This window comes from Humidesulfovibrio mexicanus (assembly GCF_900188225.1).
Lineage (GTDB): Bacteria > Desulfobacterota > Desulfovibrionia > Desulfovibrionales > Desulfovibrionaceae > Humidesulfovibrio > Humidesulfovibrio mexicanus.
In genome coordinates this window covers 66,871-68,385 of record NZ_FZOC01000011.1, presented here as the reverse complement: position 1 = coordinate 68,385, position 1,515 = coordinate 66,871, and the positions used below count along the sequence as shown (strand labels likewise).

Annotated in this window: 3 protein-coding genes; all 3 read left to right on the top strand. The window is 67.5% G+C overall.

Annotated features, from left to right (window positions below; translation table 11 throughout):
- Positions 1–271 (top strand): hypothetical protein (locus CHB73_RS16940; RefSeq protein ID WP_179217099.1); only part of this gene is annotated, 271 nt, incomplete at its 5' end.
- A gap of 173 nt (positions 272–444) precedes the next feature.
- On the top strand, positions 445–645 hold the full coding sequence (locus CHB73_RS16085) for a Com family DNA-binding transcriptional regulator (RefSeq protein WP_089275625.1): 201 nt from the start codon (positions 445–447) through the stop codon (positions 643–645).
- Entirely contained in the window at positions 602–1,339 is a 738-nt protein-coding gene (locus CHB73_RS16080; RefSeq protein ID WP_235641636.1) for a Mom family adenine methylcarbamoylation protein, read from the top strand. The genes CHB73_RS16085 and CHB73_RS16080 overlap by 44 nt, the downstream gene beginning before the upstream one ends.
- Positions 1,340–1,515: the final 176 nt, after the last annotated feature.

Sequence of the window (1,515 nt, the reverse complement as noted above, 5' to 3'; positions counted from 1 at the left end):
GCCGGAACTGGGCACAAACGAGTGCGCCCTTGTGGTGGAGGTTGGGGACGACGTTGCGCCCGGCTGGCTGTGGACGCCGGAGGGCTGCACCGCGCCGCCGGAGCCGGACCCCTGGCCGTCAGCGCCGGATTATCTTGACGCGGCCGCGATCAGCATCGGCCACGCGGAGCGTCTGTACGCAGCCGCCCAGGCCGAGGCCGCCGTCACGGACGCCCAGGGCAACCCGGGCGATGGCCCGGCCACCGTGCTGCTGGAGATATTGGGGCTTTGAGGCGGGGCGACCAAGCGGCCGCCCCGCGCCCAAGAGAGTGGAGAGGCGGGGGAGATTGAGCCCTCCCCCACTGGCCCGGCGCGGTAACGCCGGACCACGGCCGAAGCCGCTCTCCGGCCCGTGCACGGGGTACCGGAGAGGTAGCAGGCGCAGGCGCAACCGTCAAAGGTGTCATGGAAAAGGAGATTCGTTGCGGCAACTGTAACCGGCTTCTGGCTAGGGGCTACGCCCTGGCGCTGACCATCAAATGCCCGCGTTGCGGGTGCATGAATCACGTGAGGGCCACGAGCCCCGACGTAGCAGGCCTGCGAGCCTCCCTGGAGCGTTCGCATGGGCACCAGCCCGAGGCCGTATCATCCGCCGAAGACCAGTGAATACCAGCCCCCGCAGGGCGAACATGCGGGGTACATTGAAGGCCCGACCGGGTGCCAGGGGTTTGGGCGCCGCGAGTTCTTCGTGGCTCTCATCCCCTGCCGCCAGGCCAGGGAGATCATCATCAAACACCACTATTCGCGCCGCGTGGTGAACAACTCGTACCTGCACCTGGGCGTGTACCTTGGGGGCGAGCTGTGCGGGGTGCTCCAATTCGGCTACGCCCTGTGCCCGGCGCGGGCGGGCAAGGTGGTGGAGGGCACCGTGCAGGGGCAATACCTGGAGCTGAACCGCATGTGGCTTGCGGACGCCGCGCCGCGCAACAGCGAGAGCCGGGCCATCAGCCAGGCCATCAAATATATTCGCAAGGCCATGCCCACCGTGGCGTGGATTCAGAGCTTCGCGGACGAGCGGTGCGGCCGCTGGGGCGTGGTCTACCAGGCCGCCAACTTCCTGTATTGCGGCCACCATATGACGCGGTTCTATGAGCTGGATGGGGAGACCTACCACGAGATGCTGCTGACGGCGCACCTGACTAAAACAAGCCGGGGCTGGCACCTGCGTCAGAATCTGCACCGGGCCGTGCGCCGAAGCCTGCGACAGTTCCGCTACGTGTACTTCCTGAAGCGGGATTGGATGGCCCGTTTGAGGCTTCCCGCGCGGCCCTACCCGAAGCCGGAGGATGGGCGTGAATGAGGCGAAAAGGGAGCGTTAGCGGTTGGTGCCGAATCGCGCGCCAATCAGTGCCGAATCGCGCGCGGGTTTACTGCAGTCGCCCCCCGCGCGGGGGCGTGGATTGAAACCAGCAGCACTCGGCCTCGTCACGGTCCAGCAGGCGGTCGCCCCCCGCGCGGGGGCGTGGATTGAAACTG

Excerpts from the sequence above, each read along its gene's own strand:
- CHB73_RS16085 (WP_089275625.1), top strand. The coding sequence starts at position 445 with ATGGAAAAGGAGATTCGTTGCGGCAACTGTAACCGGCTTCTGGCTAGG.
- CHB73_RS16080 (WP_235641636.1), top strand. The coding sequence starts at position 602 with ATGGGCACCAGCCCGAGGCCGTATCATCCGCCGAAGACCAGTGAATAC.